Source organism: Pseudonocardia kujensis, from assembly GCF_021283305.1.
In the GTDB taxonomy this organism is placed as follows: Bacteria; Actinomycetota; Actinomycetes; order Mycobacteriales; family Pseudonocardiaceae; genus Pseudonocardia; species Pseudonocardia kujensis.
In genome coordinates this window covers 1-16,803 of record NZ_JAJSOK010000108.1, presented here as the reverse complement: position 1 = coordinate 16,803, position 16,803 = coordinate 1, and the positions used below count along the sequence as shown (strand labels likewise).

Here is a 16,803-nt window from a genome sequence, read left to right as displayed (position 1 = left end):
AGCAGCGAGCAGGACGCCGCCGCGGCGCGCGTCCTCGCCGGCGGAGCCGACCGCGACGTCGCCGAGATCCGCGGCGAGATCCGCGACTTCCGCGACCACAACACCCGCGTCCTCAACGCCCTGCGCGACGACCTCGGCGACCTCCGGGAGCAGATGCAGACCGGGTTCACCGAGATCCGCGGGACACTCGACGCCACCGCGGCCGGCCAGCAACAGATCGCCGCGCTACTCACCCGCCTCCTCGACCGCGAGCGCGGACCCGAGTAGGAGTTCGTTCAGCGGCGCTTCCCCTGAGGGGCAGGCAAGCGGGCCGCCGCCGGTCAGTAGGGCCGAGACGCAACTCGTGGTCTTACTGTCGCGACGCGACGAGCTCGAGTGGCGGCGTGTAGCCGGTGAGGCTGTTGATCGTGCGGTGTAGCTGATGATTGAGTGCGACGTCGTCGCAGCCGGCGCCGGGCCGGTGAGCTCGGCGGCGATGGCCTGGGCCACCGGGTCGCCCGGGTGCAGGTGCAGGAACGCGGCCAGGACGTGCAGCGCGTCGAGGGCCTCACGTTCCCGTCGCGCCCACTCCCCCGCCGGGAACACGGCTTCTCCCGGGTGTCCGAGCGGCTCTCCCCGAGCGAGCCGAGCAGAAGTGGGAGGGCGCCAGGGAGCAGGCTTTGAGCGCGTACTCCGCCCGGGCGCCGGTCTGTGTTGCCGCGGCGAGGTCGCAGCGGATCCACGACAGCAGCTCGGCCTTGGTCGGCGAGCGGGTGACAGGGCCGGCGCAGCTGGCGCACCCTCTGCCGCGGCAAGGGCTGCCCCACTTACTGCTCGCGAATGATCATGGTGACCGGGCCGCTGCGCAGCGTTAAGCCCTCGTTCGGGTGCTTCCACAGTGGCGTCGGGCCGTCGATTGTGGAGGAGCGGGATGCTTCGGCGAGTAGCCCGCGCGCGGCTGAACCCGCCGTGGCCGCCGCGCAGGAGGCCGACCCGACCCACCCACTTGCCGTCGGGCCGGCCTCCTCCTCAGTAAGATCCACCGCCTGGGTCTTCCTCGCGCGCCGCGTACGGCCGTCCTGGCCCAGGCGAACCCCATATCCTGGGCCGCCCGCATCCTCGGCCTACCGGCGGTCCTGACATATCCTTCGAGCAGAACGCGGACGTACGTGTCGGCAGGGCCGGGGATGGGCCGCCGAGGGCGCGGTCGAAGCGAAGGGTGGCGCCGTTTCAGCCGATCCGCCAGAGAACGAGCGACCCAACATCAGCTCCTGCCGTCTGATCGACATCGCGCGGCGCAAGTGACCGGCAAGCAGGGCGCCCTCGATGACCTTGCGGAAAGCTGTCGAGGGGATACTCGCTGAATGGCTGCCGGTGTGCTCTTCGCGCTGACCCTGCCCGGGCTCGTCTGCCTGCTGGTTCTGTTCGTGGCCCTGGAGCGGTTCGGGCTCTGGGCCCGCGGGCACAGCCTGCTGTTCTGGCGGCGGGACCAGGAGCGGTCCGGTCCGCAGTCGCTTCCGTTGTCCGGTGCCGGGTTTGAAGAGGTGGACGCCTTCTTCACCGGGGCGAAGCGCGCCGAGCTGGAGGAACGCCACTCCCGCTCCCTGCTGCGCGAGGACGAGGCGGACGGCGCCCCGCCACGCCCCGCCGTCGACCTCGACGCCGGAGTGGTGACCGTTTTCCGCAGGCCCCGCTGACCGCACGACGAGGTGCGGCGGGTGCTGCTCGACGGGGCGCTCGTCGACGACCCGGACCGGCCTGCACCGCCCGGCACGCCCTGACCGTTGCCGGAGCTGACGAGCCAACGACGGCCCGTTACCGCTCGACCACCCACCCGCCCTCGGCGAACGTCTCCAGCGCCTCCTCGGCATCGTCCGCGAGGACATCGAGATCCACCGCGGAGCAGAACAGCGTCACCTGCGGCGCGCCGTCGGCCGGGTCGGTCGTCCACTGGACTTCCTCGACAATCAGCGGCTCGGTGTAGGGCGAGGCGTAGATCTCGTCGTCGGGCCGGGGCACCGCAGGCAGCTCGACGATCCGACTCAGCATCACCGCCGAGTTGCGCGCCTCCTGCCCCTCCCACCGGGCCTTCGTCACCTGGGGGCTCGGCCCGGAGTGTTCCTCGGCGAGGGTGGCGAGGGCGCCTATCAGCATGTCGTGGGCGAGCGTGCGCAGCTCGATCCGGATCATGGCCAGATTCTCCCTGGCGGGTCGTCGTCTGTGGGGGCCGGAGATCACGTTGACGAGGATGCGGGCGGCGCGGCCGGCGCGAGCCTTCCGGGCGCGGTCATGGCGAAGGGTGGACTCGATCCGCTGATGCCCGAGGTAGGCCTGCACGTCCCAGACGTTGACCCGTGCGTTGAGCAGCAGCAGTGTCGCAGCGGTGTGTCGCAGGCCGTGCGGAGTGACCTGCGGCGGCCCGCCGATTCGGCACAGCCGGGTCAGCATGTTGGCGACGGCGTGCCGGGTGAGCCGGACCCACCACGGCGGGACACCGCGCGCGAGCCACCACGCCGAACGCTGATCCACCGCCGGAGCGCGTCGGCGGCCAGGCCGGGCACCCTCGCCTCGTCGTCCCGGCCGCCCTTGCGCGGGATCGCTAGCAGGAACCCGCCGTCGGTCTCCGTCACGTCGCCCAGGTCGACGCCCAGCAGCTCTGCGATGCGGATCCCAGTGGAGAGCAGCACCCGCACGATCGCCGCCTCGCCTGGCAGGGGCGGCTTCCGTGGCCGACGGAACGGATTGCGGCCAACGAGGCCTGGGTCCATCAGGTAGCCGTAGAACGCCGAGGCACCCCCGGCGCGCCACCGTCTCGGGTGCGTAGCGGAGCATCCGATCACCGCCCGACCGGATGGGCCTCCCGCTCGAGCCATGCGCTGTAGCGTTCCGCGTCGGAGCGACGGGCCTCGCCGAACGGGACGGCCCTCGATGCGGACACCCGTTGTGTGGAACGACCGATCTGATCTTTAGTGGACGCGGGCGAGGGCTTGGTCGAGGTCGTCTTGCAGACCGAAGGCGCCGGTGTAGGAGCCTGGGAGGAGGTTGGTGGTGCCGAAGAATCGGCCCGCTGTCACCGCTGGGAGCTGCCGGAAAGCCTGCTGGGCGAACAGGGCCGGGCCGTTGTTCGCGGGGCTGCCGTCCGCGTTGGTGTAGTAGAGGATCGCGTCCGCGTCCCGCAGGATCGCGATCTCTTCGAGGGACACCGTCCGGTTTGCCTTCCTCACTCCGGCCGAGCTTGGGGCGAGCTGCACCCCGGCGTCGGTGAGTACCGCGCCGGCCGGCGAGCCCGGGCCGTAGAGCCAGAAAGCGCCTTGGTCGAGCCCACCCTGCAGGATCGCGAACCGGGTCCTGGCGAGCAGGGCTGCTCGGTCAACCTTGATCTGTTCGGCCCGCGCCGTGTACTTCGCCTTCAGCGGGTCCAGCATCCCGGTCCGCCCGACGGCATCGGCGGTCTTGCTTGCCAGCTCCCGCCAGATCGTCGGCGACGAGGTGAAGGGCAGCAGGACAGTCGGGGCGATCTTGGAGAGCTGGTCGAGCGGCGCCTGCTGGGCGTCGATCCCGATGATCAAGTCTGGGGTGAGCTGGGCGATCTTCTCCAGGTCCAGTGCGCTACCCGCGGAGCCGCCGGAGATCTTCGGGATCGCGGACCAGCGGTCTCGGTAGGCGGCGAGGATGTACTGCTCGCCCGGGTCGTAGACGCCGACGGGGTCCTTGCCCAGGTCGAACATCGCGTCCTGCGGGAACGTGTTGACCGTGACCACGCGCCGCGGATCCACCGGGATCTGCACGACGGAAGTGCCGACCGTGAAATCCCTGCTCGTGGGTGGGGCCGCTGCCGGACCGTCCCCGCAGGCGGACAACGTCGCCAGGCCGGCCACTCCCAGCCCTCCGGCCAGGAACTCACGCCGATCCATCGCCGACCGCATTCACACTCCTCTGATCGAATTAGGCGACGCTAACCTTTGCGCCTCGGAAGGGACAAGGCCCTGACCCTGCTGGCACGGCGCCCGCGAGCAACGTCACCGGCCGTCGCGATTGCCGTGCCGCCGGCGAACGGAGTCGGCGCGGCCTTCTGGGGGGCTGACCGATCGCCGCCGTGTGGGTCAGCATCGAGCTCGAGGCAGCCGTTGGCCGGCCTCAAGCCGGGAGCAGTATGACATCCAAGACCTCAGACGTCTGATGACACGTGCTAGGTTTTGGATGGGAGGTCGAGGCATGAGCGGATGGCGCAGGCTGGAGCGGGGACCGGTGGTGCCGCAGGTGGAGGCGTTGTTGCGCGAGCAGGTGGGCTCGGGTGCGTGGGCTCCGGGGCAGAAGGTGCCGAGTGAGGCGGCGCTGGCCGGCGAGCTGGGGGTCGGCCGGTCTTCGGTGCGGGAGGCGATCCGGCTGCTGAGTCACGATGGCCTGCTCGAGGTCCGCCACGGCTCGGGTACGTTCGTCGCCGCTTCGGCCGCGTCGGGTTCTCCCGCGTTGTCGGTAGCCATGGGGCAGTTGCTACGGCGCGCGCGGCTGCTGGAGGTCTACGAGGTCCGTCGTTCCTTGGAGGTCGAGGCGGCGCGATTGGCAGCTCAGCGCGCCGGGGTCGATGACCTGTCCGGGCTGCGTGTCCAGCTGGCCGAGCGGGCCGCCCGCGCGCATGATCCAGCGAGCTTCGTGGCGAGTGACCTGGACTTCCACGAGGCGATCGTGGCGCTGTCGGGCAACTCGCTGCTGGTCGAGCTGTTCGCCTTCGCCCGCCCGGTGATCGAGTCGGCGCTGGTCGCACGGATCGCGCACGACGGCCCCCTGCCCGATGTCGATCAGGCCCACGACGACCTCGTCGCCGCGCTCGAGCGCCACGACGAGGCCGCGGCCGTGGCCGCCACGGTGGCGAATCTGGAGCAGACCATGCAACGGCTGCGCGCCGAGGACGTGGAGTCCGACCGGTGACGGCGATGCCGACAGGGCGGAGCGTGCTTGAGGTGTGCTCGGTGGACGTGGTGCGCTCCGGCCGGCGCCTGCTCTCCTCGATCACAGTGTGCGTGCGGCCAGGTGAGCACTGGGCGGTCCTGGGCCCCAACGGTGCCGGCAAGAGCACCCTGCTCGTACTGATGGGGGCACGCCTGCACCCCACCCGCGGCGAGGTGCGGGTCCTGGGCCACCGGCTGGGCCGAGTCGACGTGCGCGAACTGCGTGAACACCTGGGTCACGTCGATCCCCGCCACCCGCTGCAGAGCCCCCTGCCGGTCCGTGACGTCGTCCTGACCGGGCTGACCAACACCCCGGAACTCGTTCCCCGGCGCACCATCAGCTCCGCGCAGATCGACCGGGCCGAGCACCTCATCGCCGCACTGGGCATCAGCGGCCGCGTCAACACCCCGTGGCCCCTGCTCTCCCAGGGGGAACGCACCCGGGCTCTCATCGCCCGCGCGCTCATGCCCGCTCCCCGACTCCTCCTACTCGACGAACCGGTCACCGGACTCGACCTCGCCGGACGCGAACAGCTGCTGGCCGGCCTGTGCCACCTCGCCGCCGAATACCCCGAACTCGCCACCGTCACCGTCACTCATCACCTCGAGGACCTCCCCCCGCACACCAGCCACGCCCTGCTGATCCGCGAAGGCCGCGCACTGGCTACCGGGCCCGCACGCGACGTGCTCACCTCCGCGGCCGTGACCCGCTGCTTCGACCACCCCGTGACCCTGGCCTACCAGCAGGGGCGCTGGGCCGCCCGAGCCGGCGCCACCGCCCCATCCCTCCCTGGCGCGCCCGTCCCGATCTCCTGACTGATCGGCCGTCGGCCGCCTCTCGCTCCGCATAACCACCCAACTCCTCAGACGTCTGATGAACGGGAGACGAGGAATGCCACCGAATGAACCGCACGTCCGACCCGGCACGGCCGGCGCCGTCACGATCGGGGTCACCGGCGGTGCGGTCGGGGGCCTGCTCGGCGGCGGTAGCGGGGTTTTCTTCGTCCCTGCCCTCGACCGGTTTACAGACCTGCCGCGTCGGATCCTGCACGGCACCTCGACCACCGCCAACATCACGGTGTGCGCGGTCGGGGCCACCGTCTACGCCCTGGCCGGCGGGGCGGTCGACCTGCGCGCCGGAACTGGGCTCATCATCGGCGGGATCGCCGGAGGCTTCTTCGGCGCCGGGCTCCTTGCCCGCATCCCCGACCGCGTCCTGCGGATCCTGTTCATCGCCGTCGTCGTGCTCACCGCCGCCAAGCTCTACCTCGACGCAGCAGGCCTGGACCCGCTCGCCGGACGAGCAGCCCTCGCCACCGGGCTGCTGTCGAACCTGTGGTTCGTCATACCGCTCACCTGCGTCGCCGGAGTGATCATCGGGGCGTGGGCCGCGGCCCTCGGTCTGGGCGGCGGGCTACTGGCGGTTCCCACGCTGGTGCTCCTCTTCGGCGCCGACCTGCACACCGCCGCCGGCACCTCACTGTTGATGTTCGTGCCGAACTCGGTCACCGGAGCGATCATGCACCTGCGCAAGGGCACCGCCTCCCCCGGGCTGAGTGGCTGGCTCAGTCTCGGCGCGGTGCCGGGCACGATCGCCGGCGCCCTGCTCGCCCTCGCCCTGCCCAGCGTCGTGCTCGGCGTTGTCTTCGGCACGTTCGCCCTGCTGATGGGCATCCGGGAGATCGCACACTTCGTCCGGCTGAGCGAAGTGTGAGTTGCGACCTGCCCCGGAGAGTTCAGTAGCGGCGCTTGGCCATGGTGGCGGTCCCACCACGGCCTCAGGACTTTCGCTGAGTCACACCTTCGACGACACGGATGCGGCGGGCGCGTTGCAGGTTGGGCCGTTTGTCCCCTGCATGTGCGGTGGCCCGCTCAGAACAACAGTGCACGCCCGAGCCTCTGGCCGGGCGTGCACTGTTCAGCGAGTAGTTGGTCAGGGCGAGAGGTCCTCGAGGACCTTGGCCTTCGTCTCGAGCGCGAACACAGCGACGATCACGGCTACGAGGATGGCGATGCCGCCGAAGACCGCGAAGACCGAGGCGAGCCCGTAGCCGATGAAGGCGCCGATCAAGATCGGACCGATCATCGAGGCCACTCGCAGCCAGGCGGTGGCTGTGCCGACGCCGAGCGCGCGAACCCGGGTGGGGTAGAGCTCGGGGGTGTAGAGGTAGATGCCGATCGCGGCGGCGGTGGCGAAGAAATAGGCCCCGCTACCGAAGATCATCAGGTCGGAGGGGGTGTCCAGGCCGGACAGAGCGAGCAGGAACAGGAAGATCCCGGAGCCGGCGAGGGCTACGGCAAACCACCAGCGGCGGCCGAAGTAGTCGATGGTCAGTGCGCAGAGCGTGGCGCCGCCGAGCCCGATCACGTTGCTGATCAGCCCGTACTGCAGGGAGACCTCGAGCGGGAGCTTGAACACGGTCCGATATAGCGTGGGCAGCCAGGTGCTGATCCCGTAGTAGACCATGTAGGCGCCGATCCAGATGGCCCAGACGACAAGCGTGCGGCGCAGGTAGGGCGGGCGGAACAACTCGGCCCAGGACGATTCCTTCCGGGGGGTCGGCGGGTGGTGATCCTCCACCGGCGGGAGCGGAGCCTCGTAGGCCTTCTGCACCTGCTGTTCAATGCGGGTCATGGCGTGGTCGGCGGCGTGGTCGCGGCCGACACCGGAGAGCCAGCGCGGGGACTCGGGCAGCCAGCGCAGCAGGATCGGAATGATCAGCAGCGGCAGCGCGCCGACGAGGAACATGAACTCCCAGCCGAGGTGGGGTACCACCCAGAACCCGACCAGGCCGGCGGCAACGACGCCGACGGAGAAGATGAGCTCGTAGAGCAGGATGAACCGGCCGCGGCCGTGGGCCTTGGTGATCTCGCTGATGTAGACCGCGGCGATGGGGACCTGGCCGCCGAGGCCGAGGCCTTGGAAGGCTCGGAAGACCAACAGGGACTCGAAGTTCCAGGACAGCGCGCAGGCGATGCTCAGCGCGGTAAACAGGGCGATGGCGCCGACCATGGCGAATACGCGGCCGCGGCGTTCGGCGACCCAGGAGAACAGCAGCGCACCGACGAGCTGGCCGAGGTAGCCGACGGAGATCAGCAGGCCGGTCTGGGCTCCGTTGAGTCCCCACAGCGGGGTGAGCACGGGCAGGACCTGGGCGATAGCCAGGGCATCGAAGGCGTCAAAGAAGGTGGCGGTACCGATTAGCACCCGCGCCTTGACCTGCCACTTGGTAAAGGGCAGGCGCTCCATACGGTTGGTAATGTCGGTGATCGAGCCAGGCGCGGGCGAACTACTGCGCGGCAGGGCTCCTGTCGTGTCGGACATGGCTGGTCTCCGGTGGCTCAACGCTGAGGGACGGGAAAGAAGACCTGCGGGCGCGGCCCGGGAACGGCAGGCGCCTGTCGGTCGTGGGTGGGCAGATCAGGCAGCCCGACCGGTGTGGGTCCGGGCCGGGGACGCGCCTAGGCCGGGCAGGACGTGGTGTCGAGCGGTGGTGCGGGCAGTCGGTCAGAAGCGGCCGGTGCGCACCTCGAACTTGCTGGGCTTGCCGTGCAGAGGCTGATTGGCCTTGGACCACTCCGCGACCCATTTGACCATGGTGTTGAGCGGCACCTCGGGGTTGCCGAGCAGCGCGGCGGCGCGGTCGCAGTTCACCGCGAGGCACTCGGACTCCTCGCCGACGAAGCGAGGCTCGATACCGAAGACCTCGCCGAAGGCGCTGGCGATGCGCCGGACGCTGGTGACCTCGGGGTTGCCGATGTTGATCGGGCTGGCCGGGACCTCGCAGTGGCGCAGCAGCCGGGCGAAGTGATTGATCGCGTCGCCCTGCCACATGATGTTGACCGCCCCGGTGGCGAGGGGAATCTCGACGCCGTCGAGGACCCAGCGGGCGATCTCCTGCAGGACCCCGTAGCGCATGTCGATGGCGTAGACGAAGCGTACGTTGCGGCCAGGGGTGCTGTGCTTGTGGGAGAAGTACTGGAAGATCCGCTCGCGGCCGACGACAGAGTTGGCGTACTCGCCGGGCCGCGCGGTGGGCGGGGTGGCCTCGGTGACCCCACCGTGCAGCGGGTTGCTCCACGGGTAGACGTGGATGGTGGACAGGGCCACGATCCGCGAGCCGGCGTAGGCCTCGGCGACGTAGGCGGGGGCGAGAGTGTTCATCGCCCACAGGAAGTCCTCGCGGCCCCCGGTGTCGAACTTGAGCCCGGCCATGTAGATGACGTTGGAGACCTTGGGCAGCGCGAGCACGGCGTCGCGGTCGAGCAGATCGCAGGAGATGGTCTCCACCCCCCAGCTCTGCAGCCGCTCCCGGACGGCAGCGTCGGAGAAGCGAGCGACACCGATGACCCGCTTGCCCGGCGCGGCCTTCTTGATCAACCGGGCGAGGGTGACCCCCATCTTGCCGGCGACACCAAGGATGGCGACGTCGCCGTCGAGGGCCTGCAGATCGGCCACGGTCTCGGCCGTCGGCGTGGACATAAAGTCCTCGAGGTGCTCCACGTCAGTGAAGTACTCCGGGAACATCGACGGGTGCAGGACCTGGGTCTCGGGCATGGCGGTCTCCGAAGGTGCGGGTAAAGGGCGAAACGTGCAGGTATAGGGCCCTGCCGGGCCCCGCCGGCTGCGGCGTGGACGGCTCGGCGCAGTGGAGGCTTAGGCGACGATGAGATCGATGGCCGCGCCGTCGTCGGCGAGCCAGCGCTTGAGGTTGGCCTCGACGAAGGCGTCGTCGGTCAGGTCGGCGTGGGTGCGGACGACCCGGTCGATCTGCTCGGCCTGGCCCGGACTGAGCTGCTCGGCCGGGTCAAGGCAGCGCACCCCGGACACCAGGCCCTGGCGGCGCAGCACTTCCAGACAGCCGGGGATGCATCCGCGGAAGGCGTTGTGGGCGTCGTAAACCGCGCCGTTGGTGACGGTGACCAGCGCGTCGAGGGCGAGCAGCTCCGCCGGAACCGGTGCGCCGTCGGGCAGGGCGTGGATGCGGTCGAGCAGCTCGACCGCACGGCGGGTCCACACGCTCCAGTGCCCGAGCAGCCCACCCCGGACCCGCACGGTGACCTCGGTGCCGTCGGTCTTACGGACGGCGAGCGGGGCGAGCAGGTCCAGCACGATGTGGTCGTCGTTGCCCGTGTAGAGGATGATCCGGTCGCTCGCCTCGGCGTCGACGACGGCGCGGACGATGTCGAGGGTGCGATAGCGATCGAACGGCGCCATCTTGATGGCCACGACGTTGTCCAGCTCGGCGAAGGCGCGCCAGAACTCGTAGCTGAGGTGGAACCCGCCGACCTCGGGCAGCAGCGCGAACCCGATGATCGGCATGACCTGCGCGACGCGCCGGCAGTGAACGAGCACGTCGGCTTCGTCGGCGTCGCGGAACGCCGCGACGTTGACCAGAGCGGCGTGATAGCCCAAGTCGCGGGCGGTCGCGGCCTCGGCGACGGCCTGCTCGGTGCGCCCGGTGACCCCGGCGACCAGGGCGGCAGGCCGGTCGGTCCACTCGCGGGCGGTCTCGGCCGCGATGCGCAGCACCGGCTCGTAGAGCCCCTGCTGGCGGATGGCGAACTGGGTGGTGTGCACCCCGACCGCGACCCCGCCGGCGCCGGCGTCAAGGTAGTAGCGGGTCAGCGCCCGCTGGTGCACGAGGTCAAGGCGACCGGCGCCGTCTAGGGCGAGCGGATGCGCAGGCAGCGCAGCGCCGCGGCGGATGAGCTCGGCTATCGGGGCCGGGAGCCCCGCCGTATCCGCCGGCGGAGCAGCCGTCGAGTTGCTCGACTTACTCGACATCGTCATTGACCTCCTTCGTGGACGAGCCGGGAGGGATCCTCCGCCCGCTCGGCTGCCCGCTCGAGCGAGGGTCGGCTCATCGGTAAAGCGGCGTGCTCACTCGAACCCGGGACGAAGTGAAGCACGCCCGAAGCAGTTGCGCAACCGGTTGTGCAATGTTGAGCAACCGATTGTTCCGTCGTGGCTCGGATCGCCATACACTCCGAGGCATGGCATCGCTGCAGGAAGTCGCCGACGCCGCGGGTGTGTCGCGGTCGGTCGCCTCAAGGGTGCTGACCGGCGACAAACGCGCCCGCATCAGCGACGCCACCCGTGAGCGCGTCCGGCACGCGGCGGACCGGCTGCAGTACGTGCCCAACCACCGTTCCCGGGCGTTGCGCTTCGCTCGCTCCGGTGCGGTCGGGCTCATCGTGCCGGACGTGAACAACGCCGTGTTCGCCGAGATGCTCGGCGGGGTCCAGGACCGGGCCCGCGAGGCCGGCATGTCGGTGTTGCTCAGCCAGATCGATCCGCCACCGCCCGGGCGTAACCAGCTGCGCGAGCTGATCACGGCCGGCCGGGTGGACGGCGTGCTGCTGCAACGCCGCGAGGACTTCGACGATGCCATGCTCGAGGCCGTACTAGCCGGGCCCCTGCCGGCGGTGCTGATCAACTCGAAGCTGTCCGGGCGCGCCGGGTCGGCAGTGCTCGACGACGTCGCCGGTGCGGCCCTGGCCACCCGGCACCTGATCGAGCTCGGCCACGAACACATTGGGCACCTCGCCGGCGTGCCGACCCACGACACCGCGATCCGCCGCCATCGCGGATTCTGCGCCGCTATGGCAGAAGCTGGCCTGGGGGTGCGGCCGGACTGGATCCAGCGCTCGGGCTGGGAGGCCCCGGGCGGCGCCGCCGCGGCCGAGGAGCTGCTGCGCTGCTCGGCGGTACCGACCGGGCTGGTCGTCTCCAGCGTCAACGCCGCGATCGGGGCGTTGTCCGCGCTGGCCCGCCGCGGCGTGCGCGTGCCCGAGGACCTGTCCGTCGTCTCGATCAACGACACCTGGGTGGCCGAAACCTGGACCCCGGCCCTGACCACGGTGCGGATGCCACTGCGCGCTCTGGGTCGCCGCGCCTGCGAGCTGTTGCTCGCCCACCTGAGCGGGGCAGCGCTGACCGACATCGTGGTCGACGACCCGGCTCCCGAGCTGCTGGTGCGCGGGTCCACGGGCCGGCCGCGTGCCGCGGCGGACTTGGCCCAGCTCCTGAGCTGACATCCCGCCGACAACGCCGCGCGGACCGTAGACGACCGGCGGGATCGGCCGGGGGCGGCCCTTGACGTCGGCCCCACTCGCCGCTTACCGTCGGCATTGCGCACTCGGTTGCGCAACGCTTACTCGTTCCCGGACCCATGTAACGGGGGTCCGCTGCGCAGGGTCGTGGCAGCTGCCCCTGCCCGTCCTGCCCCTCCCCCATGGCGCGGGTCCCCCCGCAGTCACGGAAGGCGGCGGACCTCCACTGGATGAACGAGGACCAGAGATGCTCTCCGGAATCAAAGTCGTGAGCTTCACGCACTTCCTGCAGGGGCCGTCGGCCACCCAGATCCTCGCTGACCTCGGCGCCGACGTGATCAAGGTGGAGCCGCCCCAGGGCGCATTCGAGCGGGCCTGGTCGGGCCCGGACGCCTACGTCGAGGGCGTGTCGGTGTTCTTCCTGCTCGGCAACCGCAACGCCCGCAGCATCGTCGTCGACCTGAAGAACGACGACGGCAAGGCCATGCTGCGCCGGCTGATCGACGGTGCCGACGTGCTGATCGAGAGCTTCCGCCCCGGTGTCATGGACCGCCTCGGCCTGGGCTATGACGAGCTGAAGACCACCAACCCCCGCCTGGTGTACTGTTCACTGTCCGGCTACGGCTCCGACGGGCCCTATCAGGACCGCCCCGGCCAGGACGTGCTGATCCAGTCGCTGTCCGGGCTGGCCGCCGCCACCGGACCGGCCACCGCCCCGCCGACCCCCGTCGGGGCCTCGCTGGTCGACCAGCACGGCGCGGTCCTCGGCGCGCTGGGCATTCTCGCCGCGCTCCACGGCCGCGAACGTACCGGCGAGGGCACCCGGGTGGAGAGCAACCTGCTCAACGCCGCCCTCGACCTACAGGTCGAGCCACTGTCCTACTTCCTCAACGGCTTCCGCGGCGAGCGCAGCACCTCTGGGATCTCTTCGCGGTTCTACAAGGCCCCCTACGGCGTATTCGCCACCGCGGACGGGCACATCACCATCTCGCTGACCAGCACCGACGCGCTGAGTAAGGTCCTCGAGGAGCCATGGTTCCGCGAGATCGGGCCCGACCAGGAGTACGCGCTGCGCGAGCAGATCAACACCCGTATCGCCGAGCTCATCGCAGAGAAGCCGACCGCGCACTGGACCGAGCGGTTCGCCGAGTTCCGGATCTGGCATGCCCCGGTCAACGAGTACGACGACGTCGTCGCCGACCCCCAGGTCCAGCACAACGAGACCGTCATGACTATCGAGCACCCGCAGGCCGGCGAGATCAACCTGCTCGCCCACCCGATTCGCTACGGCGGCCAACGCCCCCGGGTGCGCCGGCTGCCGCCGCAGCTCGGCGAGCACACCCGCGAGGTCCTCGACGAGCTCGGTTACACAGACACGGAGATCACCGGCCTGCTCGAGACGGGAGCCGTCGGTGAGCAGCGCTGAGATTTCCACCGGCCCCACTACGAAGCCCACGAAATCCACTGCCGGCGTCCCCGCTCCGGGGACTCGGCCGGACGGCGCGGCCGTTCTGGTGGAGCGGCGCGGCCGCGTCGGGGTGGTCACGATCGACCGGCCGGCCAAGTACAACGCGATCAACTACGCCGTGGTCGACGGCCTGCAGGACGCGATCACTGGACTCGGCGACGACCCGGCGATCGGGGCCATCGTGCTCACCGGGGCCGGCAAGGCCTTCGCCGCCGGCGCCGACATCGCCTTGTACTCCGGCGCCGATGCCGACGAGTTCGCGCGGTTCACTGAGCGCTGCAACGCCCTTTGCGACACCCTCGCCGCCAGCCAGGTTCCCGTGGTCGCCGCAGTCAATGGCCTGGCTCTGGGAGGCGGGTTCGAGCTCGTGCTCAGCTGCGATGTCGTCATAGCTGCAACCGACGCCACCTTCGGGCTGCCCGAGGTCGCCCTCGGGCTGCTGCCCGGCTGGGGTGGCACCCAGCGCCTGACCTGGCACGTCGGCCCCAACCGCGCCAAATGGCTAATCATGTCCGGGAGGCGGATCGATGCCCACACCGCCGAACAACTCGGCATCGTCACCCAGACCTGCCGCCGCGACGAGCTCGACCAGGTCGCCACCGGGCTCGCCGACGACCTCGCCGGCCAGGCACCGTGCGCGATCGCGGCCATCCGCGAAGCCGTCACTGCTGCGGTCCCCTACGCCGCGGCCGGTTCCGAAGGGCCCGGATTCCGCCTTGAGCGGGACAGGCTGACCGCGCTGTTCACCTCCCCCGACGGACAGGAAGGAATCGCCGCGTTCGTCCAGAAGCGGCCCGCCCGCTTCCGTGCCCGCACCGCGACGTCGACCGCAGACCAGTGAGAGGTCGCCATCATGCAGCGTGAGATTCACGAGTTTGCGAACTGGAAGCTTGGCCCCGCCGCCGAGGCCGCCGACGATCTTCCGCTCCTCGCCGAGGTCGACGTCGTCGTGGTCGGCGGCGGCGCGGCCGGGGTGGCGGCCGCGACCGTGGCTGCCGAGGCCGGCCGCTCGGTGCTCCTCGTCGAGAAGTACGGCTTCTGCGGCGGCGCCGCGGTGGCCGGTATGTCCGGCACCATCTGCGGCTCCTACCTGGCTTCCGAGCACGACAAGCCCTCGGACCGCGTCGTCGAGGGCTTCACCGGACGATTCCGGGCCGAGTTGCTCGCCGGTGGCGGGCTGACCGCCCCGCAGAAGTACGGCAAGACCTACACCGAAGCCCACGACCCGCTCGTGTGGAAAGAGGCCGCAGACGACCTGCTAGCCACCGCCGGGGCGCGGGTGCTGCTGCACACCGCGGTCGTCGGGGTACTGCTCGACGGCGACCGCCATCAGGGCGTCGTGCTCGAGTCCAACGCCGGACGCAGCATTGTGCGTGCCCGCCGCACGATCGACGCCTCGGGCGACGGCGCGGTCGTCGCTCGCGCCGGGCTCGGCACCTACTTCGGCGCCGACGGTGCGATCCAGAACCCCACCATGTTCTTTCGCGTCGCCAACATCGACGAGGCCCGGTTCCTCGACTTCTACGGCGCGGACACGATCTGCCCGCCCAACGTCAGCAGTGCCATCGAGGCCGCCCGCGGTGACGGGCTGGACCTGCCCCGCTCCCACATCTGGATCTTCACGACGCCCCGGCCCGGGGAGCTGCTGGTCAACGCCACCCGGCTCAGCGGACAGGACGGCCGCATGCTGAACGTCATCGACCCCGAAGACTTTACCTGGGCGGAGACCGCCGGGCGCCGCCAGGTCCGCGAGTACACCCGCTTTCTTCGCCGCCACATCCCCGGGTGTGAAGACGCGTACGTCGTCGACACCGGTACCGAAGCCGGGATCCGGCAGACCCGCAGCATCGTCGGCACCGAGACCTTGCGCAACGACGACGTGCTCGCCTGCCGGAAGCGCTCCGACGGCATCGTGCGCTCGCCGTGGCCGATCGAACTGCACTCCGGGGACCGCCCGAAACTGCACTGGTTACTCGATGACTTCTACGAAGTCCCCTACGCCACCCTGGTCCCCGCGCGCGGCGAGAACATCATCGTCGCCGGGCGGTGCCTGTCCGCGGAACACGAGGCGCTCGCCTCCGCCCGGGTTACCGCCCAGTGCTTCGAATACGGCCACGCCGCGGCCGTCGCCACCACGATCTCGCTCGAGCAAGAGATCGACTACCGCAGCATCGACGGGACCATTGTCCGCAAGACCATGCGCGACAACGGAAGCCTCCTCTGACATCCGACAGCTCCCGCCGACTGACCAGGGTCGGAGGCTAAAGAACCGTCATGACCAGCCACGCACCAGACACGCGCTCTACCGACAGCACACTCGCGAGCGCCGCCACGGCGCGCGAGCAGATCGCAGCCGCTCGCGGTCTGCCCACTCGTCGCCCGCTATCCGGGCAGCTGAACCTGCGTGGCGTCGCCCGCGTCGCGCACGTGCTGTCCATGTTCTCAGGGCCCGACGACCGCATCAGTCTCAGCGACGCGGTGGAGCGGCTCGACCTACACAAGTGTACGACCCACCGGTATCTCGTCTCACTCGAGCAGCAGGGCCTGCTTGAACGGATTCCCGGCGGCGGATTCGTACTCGGGCCACTACTACGCCGTGTCGGCGCCCCCGCCCCACCGACTCCGCCCATCGACGTTGACGCCGACGCCCTACTCACCCTTGCGAAGGAGGCCGAGGAGACCGCCTTGCTCTGCCGATGGAGCAGACATGGTCCGGTCGTCGTTCACGCCGAAGAGGTCCCTGCGCAGAAGATCAATATATCCGTTGCGGTGGGAGAGCTCCTCCCCCTGACCAGCGGACCCGGGTTGACCTTCGTTGCGCATCAGGTCAACGTCGCAGCGAACCACGAAGCCCGCCATGAACTGGCGGAGGTCCGACGTGTAGGCGTCACAGTCGGTGCCCCACTCCCCAACGGACTCGTCGTCATGGCCTCGCCGGTCTTCGGCGACAGCAGGGAGGTACGGGCCGTCCTCGCGCTCATCGGGACGAGCACTCGACTCCCGCAGCACCATCTCGCGCCGCAAGCTCGTCTCCTGCGCAGAGCGGCCGCGGTGCTGACGCACAGAACTCGAGAGCTGAACTAACCCCCGCGCACGCAGTTAGCTGCTCACGTGCAGGCGGCAATACGCGTCGGTGCTGACGGCCCCACCCAGCTCGACCAGTGTCCGTGGCCATGAGAAAGTGGCTCTGGCACAGATTGCGTGATCTCAGCTGCTGAGGAGGAGGGACTGTCCGAGGAACGGTGTAACTGGCTTCGGTGATGGCTAGTTTCCGTTGCTGGGGACGATACGGCCGGCGAAGGTGATCGCGAAGGCGTTCAGGGCCGGCTTCCAGCGCATCGCCCAGCGCGC

Annotated in this window: 16 protein-coding genes and 1 pseudogene; 10 read left to right on the top strand and 7 right to left on the bottom strand. The window is 70.0% G+C overall.

Annotated features, from left to right (window positions below; translation table 11 throughout):
- Both LWC35_RS37220 and LWC35_RS37215 read left to right on the top strand, forming a co-directional pair.
- The coding region (locus LWC35_RS37220; protein ID WP_232875211.1) for a permease at positions 1 to 267 on the top strand (267 nt) is incomplete at its 5' end.
- A 1,076-nt stretch (positions 268 to 1,343) separates the two neighbouring features.
- Positions 1,344 to 1,676 (top strand): DUF6191 domain-containing protein, encoded by a 333-nt coding sequence (locus tag LWC35_RS37215; protein WP_232875210.1) that lies wholly within the window; start codon positions 1,344 to 1,346, stop codon positions 1,674 to 1,676.
- Between the two features lie 118 nt (positions 1,677 to 1,794).
- Here LWC35_RS37215 and LWC35_RS37210 read toward each other — a convergent pair whose 3' ends face one another.
- From LWC35_RS37210 to LWC35_RS37200, 4 genes and pseudogenes are all read right to left on the bottom strand, one after another.
- Complete coding sequence (locus LWC35_RS37210) at positions 1,795 to 2,316, bottom strand: hypothetical protein (protein WP_232875209.1); 522 nt, start codon at positions 2,314 to 2,316, stop codon at positions 1,795 to 1,797.
- 15 nt (positions 2,317 to 2,331) lie between these two features.
- A pseudogene (locus LWC35_RS41195) lies at positions 2,332 to 2,427 on the bottom strand (hypothetical protein); the annotation flags it as partial.
- Entirely contained in the window at positions 2,421 to 2,672 is a 252-nt protein-coding gene (locus tag LWC35_RS37205; RefSeq protein WP_232875208.1) for a site-specific integrase, read from the bottom strand. The pseudogene LWC35_RS41195 and the gene LWC35_RS37205, both read right to left, overlap by 7 nt.
- 273 nt (positions 2,673 to 2,945) lie before the next feature.
- Positions 2,946 to 3,767 (bottom strand): ABC transporter substrate-binding protein, encoded by an 822-nt coding sequence (locus tag LWC35_RS37200; RefSeq protein ID WP_232875207.1) that lies wholly within the window; start codon positions 3,765 to 3,767, stop codon positions 2,946 to 2,948.
- Between the two features lie 427 nt (positions 3,768 to 4,194).
- Between LWC35_RS37200 and LWC35_RS37195 the strand changes: the two genes are divergently transcribed.
- The 3 genes from LWC35_RS37195 (at position 4,195) to LWC35_RS37185 (ending at position 6,642) form a co-directional block, all read left to right on the top strand.
- On the top strand, positions 4,195 to 4,908 hold the full coding sequence (locus LWC35_RS37195) for a FadR/GntR family transcriptional regulator (protein ID WP_232875206.1): 714 nt from the start codon (positions 4,195 to 4,197) through the stop codon (positions 4,906 to 4,908).
- A 41-nt stretch (positions 4,909 to 4,949) separates the two neighbouring features.
- On the top strand, positions 4,950 to 5,744 hold the full coding sequence (locus tag LWC35_RS37190; protein ID WP_232875205.1) for an ABC transporter ATP-binding protein: 795 nt from the start codon (positions 4,950 to 4,952) through the stop codon (positions 5,742 to 5,744).
- 76 nt (positions 5,745 to 5,820) lie between these two features.
- Positions 5,821 to 6,642 carry a sulfite exporter TauE/SafE family protein gene (locus tag LWC35_RS37185; protein ID WP_232875204.1) on the top strand — a complete coding sequence of 274 codons (822 nt, stop codon included), beginning with the start codon at positions 5,821 to 5,823 and terminating at the stop codon, positions 6,640 to 6,642.
- 219 nt (positions 6,643 to 6,861) lie between these two features.
- Here LWC35_RS37185 and LWC35_RS37180 read toward each other — a convergent pair whose 3' ends face one another.
- The 3 genes from LWC35_RS37180 to LWC35_RS37170 all read right to left on the bottom strand — a co-directional run bounded on the left by LWC35_RS37180 (position 6,862) and on the right by LWC35_RS37170 (position 10,716).
- Positions 6,862 to 8,253, bottom strand: coding sequence for an MFS transporter (locus tag LWC35_RS37180; protein WP_232875203.1), 1,392 nt, complete (start codon positions 8,251 to 8,253; stop codon positions 6,862 to 6,864).
- Between the two features lie 183 nt (positions 8,254 to 8,436).
- Positions 8,437 to 9,486, bottom strand: a complete 1,050-nt coding sequence (locus tag LWC35_RS37175) for an NAD-dependent epimerase/dehydratase family protein (protein WP_232875202.1) — start codon at positions 9,484 to 9,486, stop codon at positions 8,437 to 8,439.
- Between the two features lie 99 nt (positions 9,487 to 9,585).
- A complete protein-coding gene (locus LWC35_RS37170) occupies positions 9,586 to 10,716 on the bottom strand; it encodes a dihydrodipicolinate synthase family protein (protein ID WP_372463169.1) in 1,131 nt (376 codons plus the stop codon).
- Between the two features lie 209 nt (positions 10,717 to 10,925).
- On the opposite strand from LWC35_RS37170, the gene LWC35_RS37165 reads away from it, so the two are divergent.
- From LWC35_RS37165 to LWC35_RS37145, 5 genes are all read left to right on the top strand, one after another.
- Positions 10,926 to 11,966, top strand: a complete 1,041-nt coding sequence (locus tag LWC35_RS37165) for a LacI family DNA-binding transcriptional regulator (RefSeq protein WP_232875200.1) — start codon at positions 10,926 to 10,928, stop codon at positions 11,964 to 11,966.
- 265 nt (positions 11,967 to 12,231) lie between these two features.
- Complete coding sequence (locus LWC35_RS37160) at positions 12,232 to 13,410, top strand: CaiB/BaiF CoA transferase family protein (RefSeq protein WP_269805452.1); 1,179 nt, start codon at positions 12,232 to 12,234, stop codon at positions 13,408 to 13,410.
- Positions 13,397 to 14,293 carry an enoyl-CoA hydratase/isomerase family protein gene (locus LWC35_RS37155; protein ID WP_232875198.1) on the top strand — a complete coding sequence of 299 codons (897 nt, stop codon included), beginning with the start codon at positions 13,397 to 13,399 and terminating at the stop codon, positions 14,291 to 14,293. Before LWC35_RS37160 ends, LWC35_RS37155 begins: the two co-directional genes overlap by 14 nt.
- Positions 14,294 to 14,401: 108 nt before the next feature.
- Positions 14,402 to 15,676, top strand: a complete 1,275-nt coding sequence (locus tag LWC35_RS37150; RefSeq protein WP_308194751.1) for an FAD-dependent oxidoreductase — start codon at positions 14,402 to 14,404, stop codon at positions 15,674 to 15,676.
- 50 nt (positions 15,677 to 15,726) lie between these two features.
- A complete protein-coding gene (locus tag LWC35_RS37145) occupies positions 15,727 to 16,536 on the top strand; it encodes an IclR family transcriptional regulator (RefSeq protein ID WP_269805451.1) in 810 nt (269 codons plus the stop codon).
- The last annotated feature ends 267 nt before the right edge of the window (positions 16,537 to 16,803 follow it).

What these genes read in the sequence shown, in the direction of transcription:
- LWC35_RS37215 (WP_232875210.1), top strand. Translation starts at nt 1,344, where the DNA reads ATGGCTGCCGGTGTGCTCTTCGCGCTGACCCTGCCCGGGCTCGTCTGC.
- LWC35_RS37195 (WP_232875206.1), top strand. Translation starts at nt 4,195, where the DNA reads ATGAGCGGATGGCGCAGGCTGGAGCGGGGACCGGTGGTGCCGCAGGTG.
- LWC35_RS37185 (WP_232875204.1), top strand. Translation starts at nt 5,821, where the DNA reads ATGCCACCGAATGAACCGCACGTCCGACCCGGCACGGCCGGCGCCGTC.
- LWC35_RS37180 (WP_232875203.1), bottom strand. Translation starts at nt 8,253, where the DNA reads ATGTCCGACACGACAGGAGCCCTGCCGCGCAGTAGTTCGCCCGCGCCT.
- LWC35_RS37175 (WP_232875202.1), bottom strand. Translation starts at nt 9,486, where the DNA reads ATGCCCGAGACCCAGGTCCTGCACCCGTCGATGTTCCCGGAGTACTTC.
- LWC35_RS37170 (WP_372463169.1), bottom strand. Translation starts at nt 10,716, where the DNA reads ATGTCGAGTAAGTCGAGCAACTCGACGGCTGCTCCGCCGGCGGATACG.
- LWC35_RS37165 (WP_232875200.1), top strand. Translation starts at nt 10,926, where the DNA reads ATGGCATCGCTGCAGGAAGTCGCCGACGCCGCGGGTGTGTCGCGGTCG.
- LWC35_RS37160 (WP_269805452.1), top strand. Translation starts at nt 12,232, where the DNA reads ATGCTCTCCGGAATCAAAGTCGTGAGCTTCACGCACTTCCTGCAGGGG.
- LWC35_RS37145 (WP_269805451.1), top strand. Translation starts at nt 15,727, where the DNA reads ATGACCAGCCACGCACCAGACACGCGCTCTACCGACAGCACACTCGCG.